Annotated in this window: 20 protein-coding genes; 1 reads left to right on the forward strand and 19 read right to left on the reverse strand. The window is 56.6% G+C overall.

Features of this window, described 5'->3' with window-relative positions:
- Positions 1-8: 8 nt before the first annotated feature.
- A complete protein-coding gene (locus M2Q46_RS05475; protein ID WP_196784027.1) occupies positions 9-1283 on the forward strand; it encodes a HAMP domain-containing sensor histidine kinase in 1275 nt (424 codons plus the stop codon).
- A gap of 214 nt (positions 1284-1497) precedes the next feature.
- On the opposite strand, the gene rpoD is transcribed toward M2Q46_RS05475, so the two are convergent.
- The 19 genes from rpoD to ndk form a co-directional block, all read right to left on the reverse strand.
- Positions 1498-3720 (reverse strand): RNA polymerase sigma factor RpoD, encoded by a 2223-nt coding sequence (rpoD, locus tag M2Q46_RS05480; RefSeq protein ID WP_021446482.1) that lies wholly within the window; start codon positions 3718-3720, stop codon positions 1498-1500.
- 259 nt (positions 3721-3979) lie between these two features.
- Positions 3980-5986, reverse strand: a complete 2007-nt coding sequence (gene dnaG / locus M2Q46_RS05485) for a DNA primase (protein ID WP_035272287.1) — start codon at positions 5984-5986, stop codon at positions 3980-3982.
- Positions 5983-6195, reverse strand: a complete 213-nt coding sequence (rpsU, locus tag M2Q46_RS05490) for a 30S ribosomal protein S21 (protein ID WP_003799344.1) — start codon at positions 6193-6195, stop codon at positions 5983-5985. The genes dnaG and rpsU overlap by 4 nt, the downstream gene beginning before the upstream one ends.
- A gap of 122 nt (positions 6196-6317) precedes the next feature.
- Complete coding sequence (locus tag M2Q46_RS05495) at positions 6318-6863, reverse strand: phosphoribosyltransferase (RefSeq protein ID WP_021446480.1); 546 nt, start codon at positions 6861-6863, stop codon at positions 6318-6320.
- Positions 6864-7017: 154 nt separating this feature from the next.
- Positions 7018-8313 (reverse strand): adenylosuccinate synthase, encoded by a 1296-nt coding sequence (locus tag M2Q46_RS05500; protein WP_009455867.1) that lies wholly within the window; start codon positions 8311-8313, stop codon positions 7018-7020.
- A 74-nt stretch (positions 8314-8387) separates the two neighbouring features.
- Positions 8388-9545 carry an ATP phosphoribosyltransferase regulatory subunit gene (locus tag M2Q46_RS05505; protein ID WP_009455869.1) on the reverse strand — a complete coding sequence of 386 codons (1158 nt, stop codon included), beginning with the start codon at positions 9543-9545 and terminating at the stop codon, positions 8388-8390.
- A gap of 170 nt (positions 9546-9715) precedes the next feature.
- Entirely contained in the window at positions 9716-10603 is an 888-nt protein-coding gene (gene hflC / locus M2Q46_RS05510) for a protease modulator HflC (protein ID WP_021446479.1), read from the reverse strand.
- Positions 10604-10612: 9 nt separating this feature from the next.
- Complete coding sequence (hflK, locus tag M2Q46_RS05515; protein WP_060185241.1) at positions 10613-11929, reverse strand: FtsH protease activity modulator HflK; 1317 nt, start codon at positions 11927-11929, stop codon at positions 10613-10615.
- Entirely contained in the window at positions 11913-13001 is a 1089-nt protein-coding gene (hflX, locus tag M2Q46_RS05520; RefSeq protein WP_009455872.1) for a GTPase HflX, read from the reverse strand. The genes hflK and hflX overlap by 17 nt, the downstream gene beginning before the upstream one ends.
- Positions 13002-13079: 78 nt before the next feature.
- Entirely contained in the window at positions 13080-13316 is a 237-nt protein-coding gene (gene hfq / locus M2Q46_RS05525; protein WP_003799329.1) for an RNA chaperone Hfq, read from the reverse strand.
- Positions 13317-13432: 116 nt separating this feature from the next.
- Positions 13433-14515, reverse strand: a complete 1083-nt coding sequence (gene hisC, locus M2Q46_RS05530) for a histidinol-phosphate transaminase (RefSeq protein ID WP_302356877.1) — start codon at positions 14513-14515, stop codon at positions 13433-13435.
- A complete protein-coding gene (gene der / locus M2Q46_RS05535) occupies positions 14515-15873 on the reverse strand; it encodes a ribosome biogenesis GTPase Der (RefSeq protein WP_009455876.1) in 1359 nt (452 codons plus the stop codon). Before der ends, hisC begins: the two co-directional genes overlap by 1 nt.
- Complete coding sequence (bamB, locus tag M2Q46_RS05540; RefSeq protein ID WP_266108050.1) at positions 15870-17009, reverse strand: outer membrane protein assembly factor BamB; 1140 nt, start codon at positions 17007-17009, stop codon at positions 15870-15872. Before bamB ends, der begins: the two co-directional genes overlap by 4 nt.
- A gap of 42 nt (positions 17010-17051) precedes the next feature.
- On the reverse strand, positions 17052-17687 hold the full coding sequence (locus M2Q46_RS05545; RefSeq protein ID WP_009455880.1) for a tetratricopeptide repeat protein: 636 nt from the start codon (positions 17685-17687) through the stop codon (positions 17052-17054).
- A gap of 2 nt (positions 17688-17689) precedes the next feature.
- On the reverse strand, positions 17690-18973 hold the full coding sequence (gene hisS / locus M2Q46_RS05550; protein WP_302356878.1) for a histidine--tRNA ligase: 1284 nt from the start codon (positions 18971-18973) through the stop codon (positions 17690-17692).
- A gap of 42 nt (positions 18974-19015) precedes the next feature.
- Positions 19016-20302 carry a flavodoxin-dependent (E)-4-hydroxy-3-methylbut-2-enyl-diphosphate synthase gene (ispG, locus tag M2Q46_RS05555; protein ID WP_302356879.1) on the reverse strand — a complete coding sequence of 429 codons (1287 nt, stop codon included), beginning with the start codon at positions 20300-20302 and terminating at the stop codon, positions 19016-19018.
- Positions 20299-20793, reverse strand: a complete 495-nt coding sequence (locus tag M2Q46_RS05560; RefSeq protein ID WP_302356880.1) for a RodZ family helix-turn-helix domain-containing protein — start codon at positions 20791-20793, stop codon at positions 20299-20301. Before M2Q46_RS05560 ends, ispG begins: the two co-directional genes overlap by 4 nt.
- Positions 20790-21938: a 23S rRNA (adenine(2503)-C(2))-methyltransferase RlmN gene (gene rlmN / locus M2Q46_RS05565; protein ID WP_251196176.1), complete on the reverse strand. Its 1149-nt coding sequence runs from the start codon at positions 21936-21938 to the stop codon at positions 20790-20792. The genes M2Q46_RS05560 and rlmN overlap by 4 nt, the downstream gene beginning before the upstream one ends.
- Positions 21939-22086: 148 nt before the next feature.
- Entirely contained in the window at positions 22087-22512 is a 426-nt protein-coding gene (gene ndk / locus M2Q46_RS05570) for a nucleoside-diphosphate kinase (RefSeq protein WP_009455885.1), read from the reverse strand.
- Between the last annotated feature and the right edge of the window lie 234 nt (positions 22513-22746).

A 22746-nucleotide genomic window follows, 5' to 3' on the forward strand; every position in this document is an offset into this window, starting at 1 on the left:
GCCGCTTCATGAGCACCCTTACCCAGCGTGTATCCTGGGCCCTGACCCTGATTGCCGCCTTGCTGGTCATCATTATGGGGGGACTGGCCTATGTCGCCTTTGCGCGCATGGAAGACGAGATGGTCAACGCCATGCTGGTCTCTTACGCTCGCAACCCCACTCTTTTACCCGACAGCGCCTACGACCGCAGTGAAGCCCTGGGCGCAGAGCTGGACAGCTATTGGTTTTTGCCGGGCCAGACTCTGGACAACTTGCCCGAATTTGCCCGTGTTCCCGAACCGGGCATTTACGAATTTCATCTGGGTAGTGACACCTGGCACGTGCTGCGCCAGGACAAAGAGCAAGGCCAGCTGTATCTGGTGTATCGCGCCACCCCTCACGAAGACCGAGTACGCGAGTTTGGCCTGATTCTGCTCCTGATTGGTTCGGCCACGATTTTGCTGGTGTTTTTACTCGGGCGTCGAGTAGCCCGCCACGCTGTGGCTCCCATGCTGACCCTGTCCCGCCATCTGGAAAACTGGGCACCCGGCCGCTCCGGCCTGCCCGAACACCAGGATGATGAAGCTGGCCGGCTGATCCGAGCCTTTAATCGCATGCAGGAGCAAGTTGAGGAACTACTGACGCATGAACGCGAGTTCGCCGCCAATCTGGGCCACGAGCTGCGTACAGGGCTGACTGCCATACGCAGCGATTGCGAGCTTTTGCTGCTGCAACTGCCCGAAGGCCCGCAACAACAGCGCCTGCAACGCATGATGGTCCACGCCGATGCCGTCACCGCCAGCCTGGATGCCGCAGAAAGCCTGGCTTACACCGCAGAGCGCCATGTGCGCGAAGTCGAGGTCCACGAGCTGGCTCAACAGACCTGGCAGGCCGTCGCCCTGCTGGATGCGGATAGCCAGCAAGTACGTTGGAGCAATTTGGTGCCTGACCACTTGCTCTACACCTTGGACCCCTATGCCCTGTCCATGTTGCTGCGCATCCTGATGCGCAATGCCATCGACCACGCCGCTCCCTGCAAGCTGCAACTGAGCTGGATTGCCCCCTCAGTCCTGGCTTTGCAAGACGACGGCCCCGGCATTGCCAAGCAAGATCAAATCCTGATCTTTGAGCGCCACTTCAGCCAGGGCAAACAACTGACGACAGGACTGCGCGAAGAAGGCCACAGAGGCATAGGCCTGGCATTGGCACGCCAACTGGCGTTGGCGCAAGGCTGGAGTTTAAGTGTACAAAGCGGGCCGAATGGCAAAGGCTGTGTATTCAAGCTGGATCTGGATCCGTCCTGATATCCTGAAACGGCAAACTTATCTGCACGAACGGTGTCGCCAAGAGCACCAAAAACTCATTGCGACAGGCAAGACCAAAGACCTAGTAAGCTTTTCTCAACTGCAGCGCCTAACCCCTGAAAAGAGATTTTAAAAGGCTGGGCAATGAGCACAAAAAAACCCGGTCTTATTCAGACCGGGTTTTTTATCTTGCTCAAGCAGACTTGCTAAAGACTTACTGGCTTTCCAGGAAGCTCTTCAGTTTGTCGGCACGGCTAGGATGACGCAGCTTGCGCAAAGCTTTAGCTTCTATTTGACGAATACGCTCACGCGTAACGTCAAACTGCTTGCCCACTTCTTCCAGAGTCTGGTCAGTGCTCATCTCGATACCGAAACGCATGCGCAGCACTTTGGCTTCGCGTGGCGTCAAGGAATCCAGGACATCTTTCACCACATCGCGCATGGAGCCGTGCAAAGCGGAATCCGATGGCGAAACGGTGTTGTTGTCCTCGATGAAATCGCCCAGGTGGGAATCGTCATCGTCACCGATAGGCGTTTCCATGGAGATAGGCTCTTTGGCGATCTTCAAGATCTTGCGAACCTTGTCTTCGGGCATGTCCATCTTCTGGGCCAGGGTTGCGGGATCGGGCTCAACGCCGGTTTCCTGCAGGATCTGACGATTGATACGGTTCATCTTGTTGATCGTCTCGATCATGTGAACCGGAATACGAATCGTGCGGGCCTGGTCAGCGATCGAACGCGTAATGGCCTGACGAATCCACCACGTGGCGTACGTGGAGAATTTGTAGCCGCGACGGTATTCGAACTTGTCCACTGCCTTCATCAAACCGATATTGCCTTCCTGAATCAGATCCAGGAACTGCAAGCCACGGTTGGTGTACTTCTTGGCAATGGAGATCACCAGACGCAAGTTGGCTTCGGTCATTTCGCGCTTGGCTTTACGTGCCTTGGCTTCGCCCGTGGTCATGCGTTTGTTGACTTCTTTCAAGTCCTTCAAAGGCAGCACAACGCTGGTTTGCAGGTCGATCAGCTTTTGCTGAACTTCCTGAATGGCAGGGATGTGGCGCTCCAGAATGGAGCTGTAAGGATGGCCTGCCGCCACCTCCTGCACCACCCAATCCAGATTGGTTTCGTTGCCGGGGAAAGCCTTGATGAAGTGTGCACGTGGCATATCAGCACGATCCACACAGATGTTCAGGATTTCACGCTCGTGCTGACGCACGATGGCAACCTGCTCACGCATGGTATCAGCCAGCTTCTCCACCATCTTGGCGGTAAAGCGAATGCCCATGAATTCATTCAGGATGGTTTCCTGGGCTTGCACATAGCCTGCGCTCTTGTAACCTTCGGACTCAAAGGACACACGCATCTTGTCAAACCATTCACCAATGATGTCGAATTTCTTGAGCGACTTGTTGCGCAGGTATTCAATCTGCTTGCTGCTCATGCCGCCGGCTGGACCTTCGTCCTCGTCGTCAGCGGTGACACCGGAACCGGCGTATTCTTCGCCATCATCGTCCACCAGACCGTCAACCACTTCGTCAATCTGCATGACGCCTTCGCGTACACGCTGAACGTAGGCCAGGATCTCGTTAACCGTGGTTGGGCACGCGGCGATAGCCATCACCATGTGCTTCAAGCCATCTTCGATACGCTTGGCGATTTCAATTTCGCCTTCGCGGGTCAGCAGTTCCACCGAACCCATTTCACGCATGTACATACGTACAGGGTCAGTCGTGCGACCGAAGTCGGAATCCACGGTCGTCAAAGCAGCTTCAGCTTCGTCCTCGACGTCGTCGTCGCTGGATGCCATGGGCGCGTTATCGCTCATGAGCAAGGTGTCAGCATCGGGAGCCTGGTCGTAAACCGAAATACCCATGTCACTGAAGGTGCCGATAATGCCATCAATGGCTTCGACATCCACCAGATCATCAGGCAGGTGATCGTTGATTTCACTGTAGGTCAGGTAACCGCGGTCCTTACCCAGCTTGATCAGGGCTTTGAGACGATTGCGGCGGGCTTCCTGTTCTTCAGGGCTCAGTTGGCCACGGACACCGAATACATCTTTTTCGGCTTTGGCGCGCTTGGCACCCCGCTTGGCCACCGGCTTGAGATCAGGAATGACCTCTTCTTCGCCCATTTCGTCGTCATCGACAAAGTCGATACCGTCGTTATTGGCATTCTTTGCAGGACGTCCACGGCGACCGCCGGTAGCGGCTTTAGCCGCTGTTTTCTTGGCAGCCGCTTTTTTGGCTACCGTTTTTTTAGCAGCCGCCTTTTTAGCTGCCTTTTTGGCAGGCGCTGCGCCTGGCTCTCCACTTTCGTGAAGCTCATCGAGCTCTACCGAGCTTGATGCCCCTGATTTTGCTGTCGCGGCCAAGGTTTTCTTAGCAGACCGAGAGACCGTCGTCGAGGTTTTACCAGTCGTTTGAGTCATATTTTCTTCCATAGACGCCATTTACCCCTGTGGCACTAAATATGTAGCCACCGAGTCGTACAGGCAAAAGCCTGATAATGAGCGTGTTCACAACCGGCTTGCTCCTGGGCGTGTTGCGCGAGCGAACCCTAAGTCATTTAATCCCTGGCTCATGGGCTCAAGGCATAAGGTGGTTCACAATCCGCTAACCCGCCGCATTTGCTCGCGTACCAGTTTTAACCCCCTGGCCGGCCACAAACACAACACATAACCCAATATTTTACTTCACTTGCCGAGTATAAGCAGCATTCAACAAAGCAATACGGCGTGTCAATTCTTGATAACGCTGACGCTGTTCGGGCTCTTGCAAGCCCGTGGCCACCAATGCCGACTGCTCTGCCTTGATCGCATCCAGTTCGATGCGATGCAGCGCATCACGCCATTCACCCTGCGGATCGGGCAATTCTTCTTCGCCCAAGAGCTCCGTGGCCAGCGCTTCGAGCACGGGGGCCAGGTCGGACTCGGGGTCCACGGCCTCCAGCAACGCACCTGCATGACGCGCCGAGCTGATATTGCTTAAGGCAATCAGCTCTTGCACTAAACGTAAATGGGGACTTTGCGCCAAAATTTCAAGTTGTTGATCGCCCAACCCTCCCACCAGGGTTGGATGCCCAATGAGCAAGCGCAGCAATCGCTTGGCCATCGGAGTCACGGCGCGGCTGCCACCCAGGACAGCGCGCTCTTGCCGTTGACGATTATTCTTGCCACCCTTGCCGCGACCTGATGCTGGCCGCTCCTGATATTGCTCCTGAGGCTGCCAATCGGGCTCGTCCTGCCAGCCATCCATAGGCAGGCTGTCAGCAAAGGAACCGTCAAAACCGTCTTCAAACGGCTCCATGCCATCTGAAGATGGTGCTGGCTGTGCCGGAACCGGTGGTCTGGCTACCAGACCATCCTGAGCCGGCGGCGTATCCACGGCAGGCCGGCGAACCGGCTCTACGGTACTCAGGCGCTGCGCCAGCTCGTCTGGCGTCAGCAGCACCATGCGGGCAAATTCGTGCTGAATCTGCACCTTCAAGGTACTGTCAGCCAGTTCCAGCAACAAAGGCAAAGCCTCGTGCACGCAAGCCGCGCGGCCTTCGGCCTCGTCCATGCGATGGCGGGCTGCCAGCTCGTCCAGGAAGAAGCGCGACAAAGCTGCTGCTTCCTGGGCCTGCTCGCGAAACGCGGCAGCACCGTGCTCACGAACAAAAGAATCGGGGTCGTGGTTATCCGCCAGGAACATGAAGCGGATGGACACATCGTCACGTACCAGTGGCAAGCAGGTATTCAAAGCACGCCAGGCGGCCTTGCGCCCTGCCCCGTCACCATCAAAGCAAAACACCAGCCTGTCGCTGGCGCGCATCAATTTGGTGATGTGGTATTCGGTTGTCGCGGTGCCCAAGGTCGCTACGGCATTGTGCAAGCCATGTTGCGACAGCGCCACCACGTCCATATAACCTTCAACAATCAGGACAAAGCCTTCTTTGCGTATGCCCTGACGTCCTTCCCACAAGCCGTACAGCTCGTGTCCTTTGGAAAACAGCGTGGTTTCCGGCGAATTCAGGTACTTGGGTTCACCTTTTTCGATCAGACGGCCACCAAAGCCAATGATATGGCCCTTGGTACTGCGGATCGGAAACATGATGCGTGAACGGAAACGGTCGTAGCGACGACCATCTTCGGACTCGATCACCAGACCGGACTCAACCAGCTGCTTGTCTTCGTACTGCGGAAACACAGCCGATAAGCCGCGTCGCTCCGTACCTGTCCAGCCCAAACCGAAACGGGCAGCCGTCTCCCCATCCAGGCCACGACGTTTTAGGTAGTCGATAGCAATGGGTGACTGTTTTAGCTGACGTAGGTAGTGCCCCTGTGCCGTTTCAAGAATATGATGCTGACGCGACAACTCGTCTTTACGACGCGCATCGGCAGCACGTTGGCGTGGGGTGCGATCTGCTTCGGGCACAGTCATTCCGACGGAACCAGCTAAGCTGCGTACCGCCTCGGGGAATGAAGCCCCTGTGTGTTCCATCAGGAACGAGATAGCCGATCCGTGAGCGCCACAACCGAAGCAATGGTAAAACTGCTTGGTGGGACTGACTGTAAATGAAGGGGATTTTTCGTTGTGAAAAGGGCACAGGCCAAGCAAGTTGGCCCCGCCTTTACGCAACTGCACGTACCGCCCGACGACATCTACGACATCGACACGGGCGAGCAGTTCCTGAACAAAAGATTCAGGGATCAATACAAGCGTGGAGGCAGTTGCTGGCTGCGGATGCGTTTGTAGTGACGCTTCACGGCGGCAGCGTGCTTGCGCTTGCGCTCAGCCGTTGGCTTTTCGTAGAATTCGCGCGAACGCAGCTCGGTCAACAGACCGGTTTTTTCAATAGTGCGTTTGAAGCGGCGCAGAGCAACTTCAAAGGGTTCGTTTTCTTTCAGGCGAACAATGGACATGTAATCCCTGACCTTTGTAAAAAGAGTTAGCGTAACAGATAGCCCAATATGGTAGCACGATTGCTGGCATACACCAAGCAAGGCGCAATTAGGCTATCCACCAATTATCTGAATGCCAGCGATCAAGCCTGGCCGGTACCCTTACGGATCCAAGCGTCCAGCTGATGAGGGCGAATGCTATCGTAGTCCTCAAAAGGCTGATGAATCCAGGGATTTGTGGGCAACTTGGACACGTAGTAGTCTGGGTCGACCTGGGCGTGGCCTTTCCACCACAAAACGGCGGTTTTCAGCTCGGTGATCGCGGGAAACTGTGCACGCAGGTGATCACGTACACGCATAAAAGTCTTGCCCGTATCGACCATATCATCGACCAGCAGCACATTGCCATCCAGGGTGCCACGGGTAATGGTGATGTATTGCGCAATATCCAGATCACCCTGTTCGGTACCGGCGGCTTCGCGATAGCTGCTGGTGGCCAAAATACCCAAGGGTACATCATAGATGCGCGAAATAACGTCTCCCACTCTCATGCCGCCTCGGGCCAGGCAAACAATTTTGTCGAATTTCCAGCCTGATTCGTGAATGCTCAGGGCCAATTGTTCAATCAGGCGATTGTATTGTTCCCAGGAAACCCATTCATCAGTATCGCTATTTGGGGGCAGACTCATATGTATTCCAGATATAAATGCACTAGCTGCGCTTTGGTACCTGCAAAACAAGAGTCTGGTAGGCCAACGCAGCGTCCAGAACGACAAAGCGGCCCTTCAGGCCGCTCTGTACGCACCGCACAACGGTGCAAGGCATTATACCGCGATAAATCGCTTATTTGGTAAACGGATCGCGCAATACGATGGTTTCGTTGCGATCTGGCCCCGTGGAAACCATGTCGATAGGTACATCGCACAGTTCAGCAATACGCTCCAGATAACGACGAGCGTTGATAGGCAACTTGTCGTAGTCAGTCACGCCCACGGTGGACTCGGTCCAGCCGGGCATTTCTTCCAGAACGGGCTCGGCTTCGGCAACCGCGTGTGCGCCGTAGGGCAGGACGTCCAGGAATTCGCCCTTGTAGCGGTAACCCACACCAATCTTGATTTGCTCAACGCCGTCCAGCACGTCCAGCTTGGTAATGCACAGACCGGAAATACCGTTAATCATGACCGAACGCTTCATGGCCGCCGCATCAAACCAGCCGCAACGACGTGGACGACCGGTAACGGAACCGAATTCCTTGCCAACCGTAGCCAGACGCATGCCGGTGTCATCCAGCAACTCGGTCGGGAATGGACCCGAACCCACGCGAGTGGTGTAGGACTTGGCGATACCGAGCACGTAGCTCAATTCCTGAGGACCCACACCCGAACCTGCGGAAGCGGCACCGGACAAGCAGTTGCTGCTGGTCACGAAGGGGTATGTACCGTGGTCAATATCCAACAATGCACCCTGGGCACCTTCAAACAGGAGTTTCTGCCCTGCTTTCTTGGCCTGGTACAGGTTGTTGGATACGTCAGCAACCATAGGAGCCAGCTGTTCAGCGTGCTTCATGGCCAGGTCGCGAACCTGTTCAGCGGAAACAGCTTCAGCGCCCAGGTACTGGGTCAGCACGAAGTTGTGGTAATCCAGCGCTTCGGACAATTTTTCGTCAAAGATTTCGGGATCGTACAGGTCCTGAACACGCAGGGCACGGCGTGCCACCTTGTCTTCGTAGGCAGGGCCGATACCGCGACCGGTAGTACCGATCTTGCCGTCGCCTTTACGCTTTTCACGAGCCTGGTCCACGGCGATGTGGTAGGGCAAAATCAGCGGGCAAGCGGGCGAGATCTGCAGGCGCGAACGCACGTCCAGACCGGCAGCTTCCAGCTCGGCGATTTCAGTCAAGAGGGCCTCAGGCGACAGCACCACGCCATTGCCAATGTAGCAAGTGACGTGCTCGTGCATGATGCCCGACGGAATCAAGCGCAGAATGGTCTTCTTGCCATTAATCCACAATGTATGGCCAGCGTTATGCCCACCCTGGAAACGAACCACGCCATGCGCGGACTCGGCCAGCCAGTCGACGATCTTGCCTTTGCCTTCGTCACCCCACTGGGTGCCAATCACCACAAGGTTTTTGCTCATGTCTAGTATCAGAATAAAGGAGGCCGGCACGGTGCCGGACCAATAACAATCACCAACGCTACAAGCCGCCTGGCTTACAGCGCCCTAACTTGCCACTGACCGTCCAGCGAGACCAGCTCGCGATCGATCACGAATTCATCCAGATTCAGCTCCTGACCGGGCAGCATCTGAATCACAATTTCACCGTTTTGACGCAGCTGCTTGACCGCTGCAGTCAGGGCCGCATCACTCCCCCAGGGAGCGCGTACTGCACGGGCTGCCTGAGCCGGTGCCAAGCCAGCCGAGAGCTTGCGCAAATCCAGGCTGAAGCCGGTTGCAGGACGAGCACGACCATACATGCGGCCAATACCGTCAAAGCGTCCGCCCTTGACCAAGGCATCGTGCCAGCCTTCAGCGTAAACCGAAAAGATCAGGCCCGAATGGTAGGCATAACCGCTGCCGATGTCGGCCAGGTCCACCGTAATTTCGTGGCCAGGCAAAGCATCAATGAAGCTGCGCAGGCTACCCAGAGCTTCGCGCACTTCCGGTTCGTCCGGCAGAACACTGCGGGCACGCTCCAGTACGCTGCCATCGCCATACAGCGAGGTCAAAGCCAGCAGATAGCGGGTGGTTTCAGGCAGACAGCCCGACTCACGACCCAGGGCGCGCAGGCCCGACACATCTTTGGCGTTCAGAAGCTCACACACTTCTGCCACGCGGGTTTTCAAAATAGGATCGCGCTCGATCAGGAAGCGTCCCAGATCGGGGTAGTTCAAGTCCAGGCGAGGATGATGCACCCCTGCCCGACCCACGCTTTCCAGCGCCAGTTGCACCACTTCCAGATCGGACTCAATACCGGCATGGCCGAAAATTTCCGCGCCAATCTGCAGCAATTCACGATCCGACAACAAACCAGCCGGACGGGCATGCAAGACCGAACCACAGTAGCAAAGCCGAGTGACGCCTTCGCGGTTAAGCAAGTGAGCGTCGATACGTGCCACCTGGGGGGTCATGTCGGCGCGTACGCCCATGGTGCGACCCGAGATTTGATCGACGACTTTGCTGGTACGCAGATTCAGATCTGTGCCAGAAACCGCTTGCAGGGATTCCAGATACTCCACCAGAGGTGGAGCTACCAGTTCGAACCCGTAAGTACGATACAAGTCTAGCAAATCGCGGCGCAGTTCTTCGATGCGGCGCGCCTCTGCAGGCAAGATATCAGCCAGGCTCTCTGGCAACAACCAATTGGACATACTCGTGCCTCGGACTACTTATAAACGAAAGTTCCAGCCAAACAAAAAGCGACTTGGGGCCTGTAAGCCGCCCAAGTCGCATGCGAAGTGGTGTTAGTAACTTACACGCTAGTATAAACGATCAGGGCCGCGGGTGGAACACCCAGCGGCCCTAAGTTCTCTAGCGGGGATCAGTTCGCAGGTGCTGCGGGTGATCCTTGCTTGCCCCAATACTTGAAGAAATCAGAGTCAGGGCTGATGACCAGTGTGTCGGTCTGTTTGCTGAAAGCACTGCGGTAGGCTTCCAGGCTGCGGTAGAAACGATAGAACTCGGGGTTCTTGCCATAACTATCGGAGTAAATGGCAGCGGCTTCACCATCACCCTGACCACGGATGGCCTGAGCTTGGGCATACGCGTCGGCCAGCAACTCTTCACGCTGACGTTCGGCCTCGGCACGGATACGCTCACTTTCAGCCGCACCGGTTGCACGCAAACGGTTGGCTTCTTGTGTACGCTCGGCTTCCATACGACGGTATACCGATTCCGAAATCTCGGGAGCGAAGTCAATACGACGCAAACGCACGTCAATCACTTCCACACCCAAAGGACGGGCACGGGCCTCAACGGCCGTCAGCACTTCACGCATGATCGCATCACGCTCGGTGGAAACCACTTCTTTCACCGTGCGCACGTTCACCGAAGCGTTCAGGGCGTCACGAATCTGGGCTTGCAAACGCTCGACAGCACCACGATCCGTTGCGCCAAAGGTCACGTAAAACAGGCGTGGATCGGAAATGCGCCATTTGACGTAGGAGTCGATTAGCAGGTTCTTCTTTTCAGCCGTCTGAATACGCTCGGGGTCCTTGGTTTCAATCGTCTGCAGACGCTTGTCCAGGAACACCACGTTTTCAAATGGCGGTGGCAGCTTGAAATACAGACCGGGGGTCGTGATGGTACCGCGCACTTCACCCAGCGCAAAAACCAGAGCCGCATCGCGCTCACGCACGATGAAAACGGAAGACAGCAGCAGACCGACAATTACCGCCAGGGCCACCAGAGCAGGAAATAAACGTTGCATCAAGCTCTCCTAGCGTGCGTATGGGGAATAAGGACTGACCAAAGAGCCCAGCGAGGTATCCAGACCGGCTGGATTGGCTGGCGCAGGCGCTTTGGGTGCCGCAGCGGGAACTGGACGGCTGACCTGTCCTTGCGAAGCGGCCGAAGCGACAGGAGCGGACGGCTCCATATCTGTACGGCTACCCACCTGACGCACGATCTTGTCCAAAGGCAGATAGATCATGTTGTTATCACTACGGGTATCAACCAGTACCTTGCTGGTGCTCTCCAGGATTTCCTGAATTGTGGACAGGTACAGACGATCCCGCGTTACACCCGGAGCCTTCACGTACTCGGCCTCGACGCTACCAAAACGGGCGGTATCACCCTTGGCATCACCGATCACACGAGCCTTGTAACCCTCAGACTCCTGCATCATGCGAGCCACTTGACCAGCGGCTTCGGGCAACACCTTGTTGGCGTAGGCCTGACCTTCATTGATCTGACGCTCGCGGTCCTGACCGGCCTTGACGGCATCGTCAAAGGCGGCCTGAACCTGCTCGGGCGGCTGCACGTTCTGGATAGCTACGGTGCTGATCTGAATGCCGGTACGGTAGCGGTCCAGAATGGACTGGGCCAGCTGCTGCACGTCCGATGCAATCTGGGTACGGCCGGAGTACAGCACGGAGTCCATGGGCTGCTTGCCCACGACTTCACGCATGGCGGTTTCAGCCGCCTGACGTACCGACTCGTCCGGATTATTGGTGTTGAACAGGTAGTCCGGTGCGCCTGTAGGCAGCAAACGGTACTGAACCACATACTGCATGTCGACGATATTCTCGTCGGTTGTCAGCATCAACGATTCAGGCAGGACTTTATTGCGTGCACTGCCGCGGTAGCCCACTTCAAAGGTACGCAACTGCGAAATATTCACAGTCTGGTGATCTTCGATGGGAGCGGGCCAACGCCACTGCAAACCGGGATTCAGAGTTTTCGTGTACTCGCCAAAACGGGTAACCACGGCAACCTGACCTTCCTGCACGATGGTAAAGCCACTGGCCATCCACAGGCCGACCGCGACCACACCGCCGATGATCAGCAGCTTGGGCGAGCCTTTGGGGATGGATGGGCCATTACCGCTACCCGGAGGCATGCCACCGGGAGGGGAGCGACGTCCCTTTTTGCCGAATAAAGATCCCAAGCGACTGTTGAAGTCACGCCATACCTCGTCGAGGTCAGGCGGGCCATCTTGTTTCTCGGGGCGGCGAGGTGGCTCGGAACCGTTTTTGCCACTGTCTCGTCCCCAACCGGGATCATTGAGATTGAATATTTTATTGTTCAGACGCATTGTTTTCCGCGAAATGACCTGATTCGACGATTGCTGTACGCAAGCCATCCAATCCGATGCGCTCTAAAGCGCTAACAAAGACTCGGGCAATAGTACCATGTTCATCCCGCTCTACCCGTGGCTCATAGCCGGCTTGGTCAATTTTGTTATAGACCAGAATGCGAGGTATTTCATGGGCCCCGATGTCCTCCAGAACCTTATGAACTTCAGCGATTTGTTCATCGCGTTGAGGGTTGGCCGCATCGACCACATGCAGCAATACGTCTGCATGGACGGTCTCTTCCAAAGTGGCCCGGAAAGCGGCAATCAAGGTCGGTGGCAATTCACGAATGAAGCCCACCGTATCCGAAATTACGACCTGCCCTGCCCCTTCAATCCAGATACGACGCGTGGTGGTATCCAAGGTAGCAAATAACTGGTCAGCTGCGTAGGCGTCCGCACGGGTCAAGGCGTTAAATAGCGTGGATTTTCCCGTGTTGGTGTAGCCCACCAGAGACACCGACAAGGTGCCGCTACGAGAACGAGCACGGCGTTGGGTGCTGCGCTGGCGTTGCACCTTGGCCAGACGCTCACGCAAGGTACGGACTTTGTCGCCAATCATCCGGCGGTCCATTTCCAGCTGCGATTCACCTGGACCACGCATGCCGATACCACCCTTTTGGCGTTCCAAGTGCGTCCACATCCGGGTCAATCGGGAAGTCAGGTGCTGCAGCTGGGCCAGTTCCACCTGCAATTTACCTTCGTGACTTTGCGCACGCAGGGCAAAAATATCCAGAATCAGGGCAACCCGGTCAACCACACGCAGCTCCAGCTTGCGCTCCAGATTACGCTGCTGGGCCGGGCTCAAGGCATGATCAAACAGCACGACTTCGGCGCCAGTTGCCTTGGCCAGGGCGACGGCCTCTTCCAGCTTGCCCGTACCGATGTAGTAGGCAGAATCTGGACGGGACCGACGCACGACCATCAGTTCCATAATCTGGGCGCCCGCCCCTTCAGCCAGCATGACGAATTCTTCAGCATGGGCCTTGTAGTCCAGCTCGCCCATATCCACACTAATTACCAGTGCCTTCAACGCTTGCTCCAGAAACAAAGACCCGCCCGCGGGCACCGCGAGACGGGTCTTTCAGAGTACAAAGAACTGGGTGAGGATTTATTCAGCCTGCTCATCCGCAGCCAAAGTAACGGGGCGTGCAGGAACGACGGTAGAGATCGCGTGCTTATACACCATTTGAGTGACTGTATTGCGCAGCAGTACGACATACTGATCGAAGGACTCAATCTGACCTTGCAGCTTGATGCCGTTGACCAGGTAGATCGACACAGGGATATGCTCCTTGCGCAGCGCGTTCAAAAACGGGTCTTGTAGAATTTGCCCTTTATTGCTCATTGGTGAGGCTCCGGTTATGTTGTTTTTCCAGAAATGGAAGCGAATCCCACTACTTTACCGGGTTTTCCCTGAATTCGCACGTTCCAAACTGGAGATTTTTATCTAATAGGTGTATATCAGGCGCCTTGCCCTAAAATCTGCCGCAAACTGTTGCACAGTCGGGCACATTGCTCGGGCGATCCTACCGTAATACGTAAATACTGCTCAATGCGTGGCTGACGGAAATGGCGAACCAAAATCCCCTGTTCACGCAAGGCCTGCTGAATACCAGCTGCCGAATGCTTAGGGTGAGTTGCCATCAAAAAGTTCGCTTTCGAGGGCAAAATCTCGAAACCCAGCTGCTCCAGATCAGCGCGCAACTGCTCGCGTGCATCAATCACAGCCTGGCATTGGCGGGCAAAATACTCCGTATCCTTCAAGGAAGCCACGGCCCCCACCTGGGCGATCGTGTCCATGGGGTAGGAGTTGAAACTGTCTTTCACACGCTCCAGGGCCTGGATGATATCGGCGCTGGCCAGGGCATAACCCACACGCAGGCCTGCCAGGGCACGCGACTTGGACATGGTTTGGATGACAACCAGGTTGTCATGCTTTTCCAGCAGGCTGACCGAGGACGTGCCGCCGAAATCCACGTAAGCCTCGTCCACAACAACCGTGGTGTCCGGATTGGCAGCCAGAATGGTTTCGATATCTTTCAAAGACAGCGGAATACCGGTAGGCGCATTGGGGTTGGCAAAAATGATGCCGGCAGGTGGCAGACTGCGCTTGCGCACATAGTCCTGCACATTCAACGTGAAGTCCTCGCGCAGCGGCACGATATCAGCAGGCACACCGAAGTACGAACAGTAAGTGGTGTAGAAGCTGTACGTGATGTCAGGCAGCAGAACCGGACGCACACCACGCAGGAACAAGGCGCTGAACACATGGGCCAGCACTTCGTCCGAGCCATTGCCCAAAAAGACATTATTGGCTTTCACGCCGTGGTTGTGCGCCACAGCGTCACGCAGCTCCTGCGCGCTGTAGGAAGGGTAAAGACGCAAATCATCGGTCGCCGCCTGGCGGATCGCTTCCAGCGCTTTAGGCGACGGACCGAAAGGATGTTCGTTTGTGTTCAGCTTCAAGAGGTTATCCAGCTTGACCTGCTCACCCGGTACATAGGGTGAAAGCCCCGCTACATGATCACTCCACAAACGGCTCATTACGCGTCCTTCAGATAAGGGTTTTTAGATGATTTGAATTCGATGCGCAAAGGCGTGCCTTCCAGCTTGAAGGCCTCGCGAAAACGCGTCTCCAGATAACGGCGGTAACTGTCCGAAATGGCATCCAGGGCGTTGCCGTGAATCACCACGATCGGCGGGTTCATGCCACCTTGGTGAGCATACCGCAACTTGGGACGGAAAATGCCCTTGCGCGGTGGCTGTTGCTGTTCCACCGCTTCTTGCATGACGCGAGTGAGCTTGGGCGTGGACAGCTTGGAGAAGGCAGCCGCATGAGCGGCATTGACCGACTTGAGCAAGGGATTGATCCCCTGCCCTTTCAGCGCCGACAAGGTGTGCATCTTGGCAAAGTTCAGGAAGCGCAATTTGCGATCGAACTCGCGCTTGATCCACTCGCGCTGGTACTCGTCCAGGCCATCCCACTTGTTGATGCCCACCACCAGTGCACGACCGGTTTCCACCACGAAGCCCGCAATGCTGGCGTCCTGGTCGGAAATTTCGGTGTGAGCGTCAATCATCAACAAGACCACGTTACACGCTTCAATCGCCTGCAAGGTCTTGATAACGGAGAACTTTTCAACCGCTTCAAATACCTTGCCGCGCTTGCGCAAACCGGCCGTGTCGATCAGGGTGTATTCCACCCCGTTGCGCTCGAACTCGATCTCAATGGCATCACGCGTCGTACCGGGCTGGTCAAACGCAATCACGCGATCTTCACCCACCAGGGTATTGATCAAGGTGGATTTACCCACATTGGGGCGGCCCACAATCGCCAGCTTGATACGGTGCTGAAATTCATCGTCATCCTGGCCATCCTCTTCAGGCTCAGGATTGGGCACTTGCTCCAGTGCCAGGTTGATCAGCTCTTCCACGCCATCGCCGTGGGAAGCGGAGATCAGGTAAGGCTGACCCAGGCCCAGCTCGTGGAATTCCACGCCACCGGCCTCGTAACGCATGCCTTCGGCCTTGTTGACGGCCAGCAGCACTTTCTGACCCAGCTTGCGCAGCAACTGCGCAATTTCCAGATCCAGTGCATTGACGCCCTCGCGGGCATCGACCAGAAAGACGACCACGTCAGCTTCGGCAATCGCCTGCTGGGTCTGACGAGCCATCTCCAGCAACATGCCGGTTTTGGCCACAGGCTCGAAACCACCCGTATCGACCACGATATAGGGGCGGCTGCCAACCCGGCCTTCGCCGTAATGACGGTCGCGGGTCAGACCAGGGAAGTTCGCCACCAGCGCCGCGCGCGAGCGCGTCAGGCGGTTGAACAAAGTGGACTTGCCGACGTTGGCCCGACCGACCAAAGCCACTACGGGCTTAAAAGAAACGCTTTTCAATTGATTCCAACCAAGACCAAATTACCATTGCCGGTCTGAACCAGGACCCCACGCGGGGTTCCGATCAAAGGCGACACAATGGCACCACCGCCGACACTGACCCGACCCAACAAGGTGCCGTCCAGTCGCGATAGAAAGTGAACATAGCCTTCCATGTCACCGGCGGCGAGCGCCTGGGGCATGACGGCCAAAGGAGCCAGACCACGGTTACGCAAAGCATTCTGCGTCCAGATGGTTTGCCCGTCTGTCATGGCAAACGCTTCAATCTGGTCGCGGCTATTGGCGGCATACAACATATGGTTGTCCGCTGCGATACCGGTACCGGCCGAAAATTCCCTATCCCACACCAGTCGTCCACCTTGGGAGACGTCAAAGCAGGCAACACGACCTTGGTAGGTTGCACCGCACAGCAGGGGATCGACGACCTGGGGAGCACCCACGACGTCATTAATGCGCTCCAGGTCCGTCGCGCCACGGGAGACAGAAATACTGCCTTCCCACACCAGATGACCTTGAGCCGCGTCAATGGCCATCAAACGGCCGTTGGGCATTCCTGCCAACAACAAACCATCAATAATGCGCATTTGCATGCTGGTTTTCAGCGACAAGGCGGGGCCAGGACGCTGCAGGCTCCAGCGCAGATCGCCTGTGCTGGCATCAAATGCCTGCAAGCGGTAGTCGCTGGTACGCACCACAACCACACCGGCACCCACAGCAGGCGGCACATTCACAGCGCTGCTGCTACGACTGCGCCACAACTCCTTGCCCGAGTCGTCAAACGCAATGACGTTGCCGTCCACCGAAGCGACCGCGGTCACCACACCGTCCGAACCTGCACCGGCGGTCAACTTCTTGCCGGCATTGGCCGACCACTGCACGCGACCCGTATCCAGATCCACCTTGCTGACCTGACCCGAGACCGTCGCGGCGTAGACCGAGGAGCCACTGACTTGTGGTGCAAAACCGGAGTCTGCGCCGCTACCAATCGAGGTGCTCCAGCTGATCTTGGCGGCCACACCAGGGGTGTATTCCGTCAGGGGCGTAGGCTCGAAACGAGGATCCTTGCTGGAGAACATGGAGCAACCGGCCAAAGCGGTCAGGCTCAGGGCCAGAGCGCTCAAGCGCAGGACACGCATGGCAGAGGATGGCGATTTGCGAATAGTAGGAAGAGACATGAATTAAGCTCCTGCCAGGGCATCAAGTTTGATCTGTACCAACTGCGAAATAGGGTCTTGCTTGAGCAACTCCACGGCCTGCGTCCAGGCTTCGCGTGCTGCATCGTTCTGCCCTTGGGCGGCCAGAATATCGCCTTTGCGATCCGCAAACAGACCGGCAAAGCTGGCAGGAGGATTTGTCAGCTGAGCCAGGGCATCATCGTAATTCTTCTGTTCCAGCAAGATACCAGCCAGACGCAAACGCGCCAGCGGAGTCAGCGCCGGGTCGTGATTGGTTTTGACCATCCACTCCAGTTGCTCACGAGCAGGCGTCAGATTGCCGCGTTGCTGCAAAGCCTGGGCAGCCAGCAAGACACCGCGGGAGGTGTAGCCGGACTTGGGGAAATCGTTACGCAAGGTTGTGCTGGCAGCCAGCACGCGGGCATCGGCCTCTTCGCCGGTCTGGGCAGCCGCACTTTCCAGCGCCTCAAAGTAACCCATGGCCTGACCGGCCTGATGCCCCTGGTACCACTGCCAACCGCGCCAACCGGCCACCGCCGCCAAGGCAGCAAAAGCCAGCACGATGCACAAGGTGCCCCAGCGGTCCCACCATGCTCGCATGGCATCTAGTTTTTCCTGTTCTTCAAGATCGTAGGCCATGCTCAAATCCTTGCTGACAAAACACTGGCGAGTTCAGAAAATTCAACAGACTGTTGCTGCTCGGCGCCATCCGCAGCACGCAACCATTTCACACTGGCCTGTTCTTTTTGGAGTTCGTCGTCACCCAAAATAACGGCGGCCTGCGCACCACTGGCATCAGCCCGTTTGAACTGGGACTTGAAGCCGCTGGAGCCTGCATGGACTATCACCTGCAAACCGGCATCACGCAATTGCTCGGCCAACAGCGACGCCTTGCGCTGCGCTGCCTCACCCTGGTGAACCATATACACCTGACATTCGGGGATGGCTGGCTGCTCGCCATCTTGCGAGCACAGGTCCAGCAAGCGCTCCATACCAATAGCAAAACCCACGGCCGGCGAAGGCTTGCCACCCATCAATTCGATCAGGCCGTCGTAACGGCCACCGCCGCACACCGTCCCTTGAGCACCCAGGCGATCCGTTACCCACTCGAACACGGTCAGATTGTAATAATCCAGACCACGCACCAAGCGCGGGTTCAATGTGTAGACAATACCGGCATCATCCAGACGATCGCAGACGCCCTGGAAGTGAGCACGAGACTCTTCACCCAGAAAGTCGAACAAACGTGGGGCCGCATTGGCCATTTCCTGCATGGCCGGATTTTTGGTATCCAGCACGCGCAAGGGGTTGGTATACATGCGACGCTGGGCTTCTTCGTCCAGCACATCCTTGTGCGCTTCCAGGTGCTCGATCAAGGCCGCACGGTGGGCGGCACGCTCTTCAGCCTGACCCAGGGAGTTCAGTTCCAGACGGATGTCCGTCAGACCCAGCTTCTTCCACAAACGGGCCAGCATGACGATCAGCTCGGCATCAACGTCTGGCCCTGGCAGACCCAACGCTTCCACGTCGATCTGGTGGAACTGACGGTAGCGGCCACGCTGCGGGCGCTCATGGCGAAACACCGGTCCCATCGCATAAACCCGATGAGGGCGATCGTACAAGAGATTATGTTCGATAGTGGCGCGCACCATGCCCGCCGTAAATTCGGGACGCATGGTGAGCTTGTCGCCGTTGAGCGAATCGGTAAAGGAATACATTTCCTTTTCGACAATGTCGGTGACTTCGCCAATACCACGAGCAAACAGCTGGGTATGTTCCAGCACGGGGGTACGCATATTGCGATAGCCATAGCTGGCCAACCATTCCCGCACCAGAGCCTCCAGGGCTTCCCACTGTGCGCTTTCACCCGGTAAGGTGTCTTTCATGCCCGTCAGGGCGCGGAGCTTTTGAAACTGCTGCGTCATAATTCTAATGGTTTGCTCGCCATAGACTGACAAGCGTGTTGATCAAACCGTTGATGTTTTGCCGTAGCGGCGCTCAACGTAATTCTGGACAATGGTCTGAAATTCCTGAGCGATAGTATCACCCTTCAGGGTCACCACCCGCTCGCCATCCACATAGACGGGTGCCGAGGGAACTTCCCCGGTTCCCGGCAAGCTGATGCCAATATCGGCGTGGCGGCTTTCCCCCGGACCATTGACCACACAGCCCATCACCGCGACGTTCATGGTTTCCACGCCGGGATACAGATCCTTCCAGACGGGCATCTGGTCACGCAAATAGCTTTGAATATCGTTGGCCAGCTCCTGGAACACCGTACTGCTGGTGCGACCACAACCCGGACACGCCACCACCATAGGGGTGAAAGCACGCAAACCCATGGTCTGCAAGATTTCCTGAGCCACCACCACTTCACGAGCACGATCGCCACCGGGTTCAGGAGTCAGGGAAATACGAATGGTGTCACCAATGCCTTGCTGCAACAAGACAGCCAAGGCGGCGGTGGAAGCCACAACCCCCTTGCTGCCCATCCCCGCTTCGGTCAGACCCAGGTGCAAGGCGTAGTCACAACGTGCCGACAAATCCTGGTAGACGGTGATCAGGTCCTGCACGTGGCTGACCTTGCAGGACAGAACGATACGATTGCCCGACAGCCCCAGTTCCTCGGCACGCTGGGCGTTGCTGATGGCAGAGATAACCAGAGCATCGCGCATCACCGCCTGAGCCGTCCAGGGATGAGCACGCTCGTTATTTTCATCCATCATGCGAGCCATCAGCTCGTGATCCAGGCTGCCCCAGTTCACGCCAATTCGCACGGCCTTGTCGTAACGGCACGCGATTTCAATCATCTTGGCGAAATTATCGTCCCGGCGCTTGCCACCGCCCATATTGCCCGGATTGATCCGGTACTTGGACAGGGCCTGAGCACACTCGGGGTAATCTGCCAGCAATTTATGGCCGTTGTAATGGAAGTCCCCCACCAAAGGGACATTTACGCCCATGCGGTCCAGCTGCTCGCGAATGGCAGGCACTTCACGGGCCGCTTCGGGGGTATTGACCGTAATACGCACCATTTCAGAACCGGCACGCGCCAGTTCCTTGACCTGGATAGCCGTTGCAATAGCATCGACGGTATCCGTATTAGTCATGGACTGCACCACGACCGGGGCCGAGCCACCTAATTTCACAACATGATCGCCCCAGCGCACATCAACTGCGCGGGTTACCCGTTTGGGTTGGGCGCCCACCGGCAGAGGTTGGCGAGCAGAGGAAGTTTCGGGACCCTGCGTCATTTCTTCAAGTCCTTGAGCCAATCGAACACCAGCCACTCTTCGGGAACCCAGCCCCGATCAATGGCGTAAAAACCGGCTACCAGCAGCAAAACAATAATGATAAGAATCCAGATCCAGCCAAACCCGCCGCGCGAGTCCGAATAAAGGCTCAAGTCCGCACTGGACAAGCCCGCACCCGAATGATTGCGCGGCACGGGCTTGGGCGCAGCGGTATCGCTGACCTGAGCTTCCAGCATGACCAGCACGGCTGATACGTCAGCCTCCAGAAAGCGCGCGTAATTACGCACCATGCCCCGCAAAGGCTGCCCACCGGGCAACTGGTCCCACTCCTGAGCTTCCAGGGCCTCTAGCTGGCGAACCGAAAACTTCAGGCGGGTGGAGGCTTCGTTCAGCGTACAGGATCGCGCCAGGCGCAACTCACGCAATGTCGGGCCTACACCTGAGCCCGCTTCCGGAGCCGATTGGTTGGAGGGGACCAGAGTCTCGCTCATGCACGTTCCTGTTTGATTTGAATGACAGCACGATCAGGCAAACGTTGTTCGATACGGGTGCGATCACGAATATCGCCCGCCAACTGTCCACAAGCGGCAGCAATATCATCGCCGCGCGTCTTGCGCACTGTGGTTACCACCCCACCATCCATCAGCCGTTGGGCAAACTGTTTGACCCGTGCAGCTGAAGAGCGTTTCAGACCGGACTGCGGAAAAGGATTGAAAGGAATCAAATTAAATTTACAGCGCACAATGCGTGCGATGTCCAACAGTTCCTGCGCATGCTGGTCAGTATCGTTGATGCCGTCCAGCATGATGTATTCAAACGTGATGAAGTCACGCGGCGCGTGCTCCAGATAGCGATTACAGGCATCCAGAAGCTCGGCCAGCGGGTACTTCTTGTTCAGGGGCACCAGGCGATCACGCAACGCATCATTGGGCGCGTGCAGCGATACGGCCAGTGCGACCGGGCAATCTTTGGCCAGACGATCCATCATGGGCACCACCCCGGAGGTGGAGACCGTCACGCGGCGGCGCGACAGACCGTAGGCATTGTCATCGAGCATCAGGCGCAAGGCACCGAGCACCTGATCGTAATTGAGCAGGGGTTCGCCCATGCCCATCATGACCACATTGCTGATGACACGCGTGCTGGTTTGCTCGGCATCGCCAATACGGGCGGCTTCCGGCGCATTCAGCAAAGCACGGCGAGCAAACCACAGCTGACCAATGATTTCTGAGGTCGTCAGGTTGCGGTTGAAGCCTTGATAGCCCGTGGAACAGAATGGACAGGCCACCGTGCAGCCAGCCTGGCTGGAAATACACAGGGTGCCCCGGTCGTCCTCGGGAATGAAAACCGCTTCGACGGCGTTATTGCTGCCTACATCAAACAGCCATTTACGAGTGCCGTCGGTAGAAATATGTTCGTGCGACATGCTGGGCGCGGTGACAACGCAATTAGCGGTCAGCTGCTCGCGGAACTCACGCGCCAGATCCGTCATCTGCCCAAAATCGTCTTGTTGACGCTGGTGTATCCAGCGCTGCAATTGGCGCGCGCGGAAAGGCTTGCCACCCCATTGGGCGACCAGTTCAACAAGTTGCTCCGGGCCCAGGCCCAGAAGGTTAGTAGGTTCGAGCGATGACATAAAAAAATAATACCTTCACGCGGTCTGGCTATTACTTTCTTGCAGGAGGGCAAAAAAGCCTCTTTTTGCGGATTTGCCCGGCACACCCATTCCGGTGTGCCGGGCAAGTCTTGCTCAGAGTGCCGCCAGTACTGCGCGGTTTAACGAATTAACGGCTGTAAACGTTGCACTCTGGGAAGAAGAAAGCGATTTCGACAGCAGCGGTTTCAGGAGCGTCGGAACCGTGAACGGCGTTAGCGTCGATGCTTTCAGCGAAGTCAGCACGGATGGTGCCGGCGTCAGCTTTCTTGGGGTCGGTAGCGCCCATCAGTTCGCGGTTCTTGGCAATGGCGCCTTCGCCTTCCAGAACTTGAACGAACACAGGACCGGAAACCATGAAGTCGACCAGATCCTTGAAGAAAGGACGCTCGGCGTGCACGCCGTAGAAGCGCTCGGCTTCGCCACGGGACAGGTGAACCAGGCGACCAGCGATCACTTTCAGGCCAGCGCCTTCAAAGCGGGAAATAATCTGACCGATCACGTTTTTAGCAACAGCGTCGGGCTTGATAATGGACAGAGTGCGTTCAATAGCCATGTGAAAATCCAAATAAGAACAATATAGTGTAGTCTTTGCTGCGTAAAGCAAAATGCAGATCCGACGGTTCGCGCTAAATTTTTTAATGAAAACAAGCACTTTCATCAGATTTACGGCAACCCGGCATTTTACCACGCCAAAGACGCACGGCCACATCTTAAAATAGTGCATCTTAAATTCGTTTTTTACCCAGGATTAGTCCCGCCCTATCTGGCACTGAACGTGCAATAAGGG

The sequence above is a fragment of the Alcaligenes sp. YSL9 genome, assembly GCF_030515105.1.
In the GTDB taxonomy this organism is placed as follows: Bacteria; Pseudomonadota; Gammaproteobacteria; order Burkholderiales; family Burkholderiaceae_B; genus Alcaligenes; species Alcaligenes phenolicus.

Excerpts from the sequence above, each read along its gene's own strand:
- M2Q46_RS05475 (WP_196784027.1), top strand. The coding sequence starts at position 9 with ATGAGCACCCTTACCCAGCGTGTATCCTGGGCCCTGACCCTGATTGCC.
- rpoD (WP_021446482.1), bottom strand. The coding sequence starts at position 3,720 with ATGACTCAAACGACTGGTAAAACCTCGACGACGGTCTCTCGGTCTGCT.
- rpsU (WP_003799344.1), bottom strand. The coding sequence starts at position 6,195 with ATGTCCATTGTTCGCCTGAAAGAAAACGAACCCTTTGAAGTTGCTCTG.
- M2Q46_RS05495 (WP_021446480.1), bottom strand. The coding sequence starts at position 6,863 with ATGAGTCTGCCCCCAAATAGCGATACTGATGAATGGGTTTCCTGGGAA.
- M2Q46_RS05500 (WP_009455867.1), bottom strand. The coding sequence starts at position 8,313 with ATGAGCAAAAACCTTGTGGTGATTGGCACCCAGTGGGGTGACGAAGGC.
- M2Q46_RS05505 (WP_009455869.1), bottom strand. The coding sequence starts at position 9,545 with ATGTCCAATTGGTTGTTGCCAGAGAGCCTGGCTGATATCTTGCCTGCA.
- hflC (WP_021446479.1), bottom strand. The coding sequence starts at position 10,603 with ATGCAACGTTTATTTCCTGCTCTGGTGGCCCTGGCGGTAATTGTCGGT.
- hflK (WP_060185241.1), bottom strand. The coding sequence starts at position 11,929 with ATGCGTCTGAACAATAAAATATTCAATCTCAATGATCCCGGTTGGGGA.
- hfq (WP_003799329.1), bottom strand. The coding sequence starts at position 13,316 with ATGAGCAATAAAGGGCAAATTCTACAAGACCCGTTTTTGAACGCGCTG.
- hisC (WP_302356877.1), bottom strand. The coding sequence starts at position 14,515 with ATGAGCCGTTTGTGGAGTGATCATGTAGCGGGGCTTTCACCCTATGTA.
- bamB (WP_266108050.1), bottom strand. The coding sequence starts at position 17,009 with ATGCGTGTCCTGCGCTTGAGCGCTCTGGCCCTGAGCCTGACCGCTTTG.
- M2Q46_RS05545 (WP_009455880.1), bottom strand. The coding sequence starts at position 17,687 with ATGGCCTACGATCTTGAAGAACAGGAAAAACTAGATGCCATGCGAGCA.
- hisS (WP_302356878.1), bottom strand. The coding sequence starts at position 18,973 with ATGACGCAGCAGTTTCAAAAGCTCCGCGCCCTGACGGGCATGAAAGAC.
- ispG (WP_302356879.1), bottom strand. The coding sequence starts at position 20,302 with ATGACGCAGGGTCCCGAAACTTCCTCTGCTCGCCAACCTCTGCCGGTG.
- M2Q46_RS05560 (WP_302356880.1), bottom strand. The coding sequence starts at position 20,793 with ATGAGCGAGACTCTGGTCCCCTCCAACCAATCGGCTCCGGAAGCGGGC.
- rlmN (WP_251196176.1), bottom strand. The coding sequence starts at position 21,938 with ATGTCATCGCTCGAACCTACTAACCTTCTGGGCCTGGGCCCGGAGCAA.
- ndk (WP_009455885.1), bottom strand. The coding sequence starts at position 22,512 with ATGGCTATTGAACGCACTCTGTCCATTATCAAGCCCGACGCTGTTGCT.